The sequence below is a fragment of the Candidatus Zixiibacteriota bacterium genome (genome assembly GCA_026397505.1).
In the GTDB taxonomy this organism is placed as follows: domain Bacteria; phylum Zixibacteria; class MSB-5A5; order GN15; family PGXB01; genus JAPLUR01.
Genome location: JAPLUR010000144.1, coordinates 1 through 3,391 on the forward strand (window position 1 = coordinate 1; position 3,391 = coordinate 3,391).

General features: G+C 51.3%; 3 protein-coding genes. All 3 read left to right on the forward strand.

Going from position 1 to position 3,391, the window contains the following annotated elements:
- Positions 1 to 174 precede the first annotated feature (174 nt).
- Positions 175 to 1,110: a M28 family peptidase gene (locus NT002_14460; protein MCX6830466.1), complete on the forward strand. Its 936-nt coding sequence runs from the start codon at positions 175 to 177 to the stop codon at positions 1,108 to 1,110.
- A 1-nt stretch (position 1,111) separates the two neighbouring features.
- Positions 1,112 to 2,494, forward strand: coding sequence for an L-seryl-tRNA(Sec) selenium transferase (gene selA / locus NT002_14465; GenBank protein MCX6830467.1), 1,383 nt, complete (start codon positions 1,112 to 1,114; stop codon positions 2,492 to 2,494).
- A gap of 3 nt (positions 2,495 to 2,497) precedes the next feature.
- Positions 2,498 to 3,391, forward strand: an 894-nt coding sequence (selB, locus tag NT002_14470; GenBank protein ID MCX6830468.1) for a selenocysteine-specific translation elongation factor, incomplete at its 3' end; no start/stop codon positions are given.

The following is a 3,391-nucleotide window of genomic DNA, read 5'->3' on the forward strand; positions in this document are numbered from 1 at the left end:
ATCATCCCTGGAAACGGTCACCATTGAAGGTTGTGATGAGAAAGAAGATGTATACTCAATTAACCAAATAGGACATTTCTACTTTGCTAAAAATAGGACATTTCTACTTTGCGTTGACATTGTTCTAAAATATTTCGTTGACATTTCCTGACCGCTTCCTTTCCTTAGTTCAATATGACCCGCTTATCGGTTTTATTGCGTCTATTGACAGCCGGGCTGGCCGTTGCTTTGATATTTCTATCCTGTGCTTCATCTGGGAATCAAACACCAGCCCCGGAATTCGACGGCAGTCGTGCCTTGGAATGCCTGGTCAGGCAGGTTTCTTTCGGACCCCGGGTTCCGGGCAGTATCGCCTCGGCTGATTGCCGACGTTATCTGGTTGATTTCTTCCGCAATCTGGGGGGCGCGGTAGACACCCTGCCATTTATCCATAATGATAAGACAACCGGTAAAGCTGTTTCGATGTGCAATATTCTAGTGCGTTTCACCGGCTCGGCCGCCGGCCCGAAAGATAATTATCTCCTGGCGGCCCATTATGACAGCCGCCCGCGTGCGGAGTATGACCCGGATACGACCAGAAGAAATCAGGCTATTCCGGGAGCCAATGATGGTGCTTCGGGAGTGGCCGTGCTTATGGAACTCGGCAATCTTCTGGCCACCCAAAAAACACGTGTCAATCTTGATATTGTCCTGCTTGACGGAGAAGACTGGGGGTATCCGGGGGACCTCAATGAGTATTTTCTGGGCGCCAAAGCGATGCTGAGCCGGAATATCAAAGGAAAATATCAATTTGCCATTCTGGTCGATATGATTGGGGATAAGGATCTGACCGTATATAGAGAGGAATTCTCCAACAAGTACTCCCCAAAGGTGACCGATTTGATCTGGCGTACTGCGGCCGAATTGAAAGAGAACCATTTCATCGATTCCGTGGGTTATGGCGTGCAGGATGACCATCTTTCCTTTATGACCATTGATCTTCCCGCCGCCGTAATCATAGATTTCATTTATCCGTACTGGCATACCACTCAGGACACTCCTGATAAATGCTCTTCAGAATCACTGCGGGCGGTCGGACGGGTGCTGAGTACAATTTTATACAGGCTGTAATATGAAAGACTTCTCTATTAAAACTAACCGCGCTATCCCTTCCGTAGAGATTATTGCCTCCGATGAAATCATCGCGGCGAAATCAGCTTCGTTTCCCCGCCCCCTGCTCATAGAGATAATCAGAAGCGCGGTGGAAACGGTGAAAAGTAGACTCAAAAGCGAGACTTCGGGAATCTCCTATTCCGATTTACAGCGCGAAATCACCGGGGAACTTGAACGCACCCTTCGAAAGAAAATTGCTCGCGTCATCAACGGTACCGGCATCCTGGTTCACACCAACCTGGGACGAGCCCCCCTTTCGGAACAGCTTTTTGAGAATATCAAAAGCCATCTCACCGGTTATGGAAATCTCGAGTATGACGTAAACTCCGGCAGACGGGGGAAAAGAGGCGAACTGGCCGAGAAATATCTGGCGTTACTCTCGGAATCCGAGGCAGGCACTGTTGTCAATAACAATGCCGCGGCGCTGTTTCTGATATTGAATACTCTTGCCGACCGAAAAAAAGTGGTTATCTCGCGGGGGGAAATGGTGCAGATCGGCGGCGGCTTCCGCATTCCCGATATTATCAGAAAATCCGGCGCGCGATTATTGGAAATTGGCACAACCAATGTCACCACTCTTGAAGACTACCATACCGCTCTTCAGGAAAAGCCGGCCCTGATCCTTAAGGTACATCGGAGTAATTTTGCCGTCAGCGGTTTTACCGACGAGGTTGGTCTGAAAGCACTGGTCGAACTGGCCAATAGCTCCGTTATCCCGGTCATAAACGATCTGGGCAGCGGAGTTTTCATCGATACAACCGAATTCGCCGGACAATGGGAGCCGACCGTGCAATCATCGGTGCACAGCGGCGCCGCTTTGACCTGTTTTTCCGGCGATAAACTTTTAGGTGGTGTGCAGGCCGGGCTGATTGTCGGTCAAAAAGATCTGATTGACCGGGTTAAGAGGAATCCTGTCTATCGCGCCCTCCGGGTGGATAAAACCGTTTTCTCGGCGGTTGAAGAGCTTTTGGGATATTACCTTGATGGTACATGGAAGGAAAACATCAAGCTCTGGCGTCTGGCCGCCGTAAAGGAATCGGAATTGTATGAAAGAGGCCGACTGATTTTAAGACAGGTCGAGGCGGGAGACAAGATAGTTCTGGAAGGCTCACGGGGAGAAATGGGCGGCGGCGCCCTGCCCGGTGTCGCGCTTCCTTCGGTGGCGCTGGTTTTTCGCAGCCGCCTCTCACCCCAAAAACTGGCGACGCTCTTCAGAGCGACCGATCCGCCCATTATTGGCCGGGTTTCCGAAGAACATTTCATGATCGACCTGAAGGCTATTGATGAAACCGATTCCATCCTCCTGGTTGAACTGATCAAAAATCTCCTCCCTCAAATTTAAGTTATGTTTGTTATAGGTACAGCCGGACATATTGACCATGGCAAGTCATCTCTCATTATTCGTCTGACCGGGATTGACCCCGATCGCCTTCCCGAGGAAAAACAGCGCGGCATGACCATTGACCTCGGCTTCGCCTGGTATGATACCGAAGGCGGAAAGAGAATCGGCATTGTCGATGTTCCCGGTCATGAGAGATTTGTCCGTAACATGATCGCCGGCGCCGGCGGCATTGATGCCGTCATACTGGTCGTGGCGGCCGATGACGGTTGGATGCCGCAGAGTCAGGAACATCTGCAGATTACCCGGCTTCTGGGAATCAAATGCGGAATCGTTGCCATCTCCAAAATCGACCTCGTGGAAAAAAGCTGGGTCGATCTGGTGGAGGAGGACCTCAGAGATAAATTGCGAGGAACCTTTCTGGAAAACGCTCCCCTAGTAAAATTATCGTCCGTGACCGGCGAAGGGATTGAGGAATTAAGAGACCAGATTGAAATCCTGGCCAAAAAAATAGTGGAGCGGGAGGATATTGGCCGGCCGCGGCTTTATGTTGACCGTTCTTTTGTCCTCTCGGGAATGGGCGGCGTGGCAACCGGGACCCTGCGCGACGGTTTGCTCAAAGTGGGACAGGAAGTGGCGGTTTTCCCGGCCAAGCGTCACGGCAAAATCCGCACGCTCCATTCACACAATCAGCAGGTGGATATCGCCAGCCCCGGGCAGCGAACCGCCGTCAGTTTGACCGGAATCGATAAAGAGTACCTGATACGGGGAGGCGTTATCTCCCTTCCCAATTTGGTTGATAATTTCCACACTGAAGGCGCCCTGGCGCTGTCGGTATCGCTTATTCCTGAGTCTGCCGTTTCGCTGGAGGACCGGCGCCGGGTTCTCCTTATTCTGGGG

Bases quoted from the DNA above. Each gene is read 5' to 3' on its own strand.
- NT002_14460 (MCX6830466.1), top strand. From the start codon at position 175: ATGACCCGCTTATCGGTTTTATTGCGTCTATTGACAGCCGGGCTGGCC.
- selA (MCX6830467.1), top strand. From the start codon at position 1,112: ATGAAAGACTTCTCTATTAAAACTAACCGCGCTATCCCTTCCGTAGAG.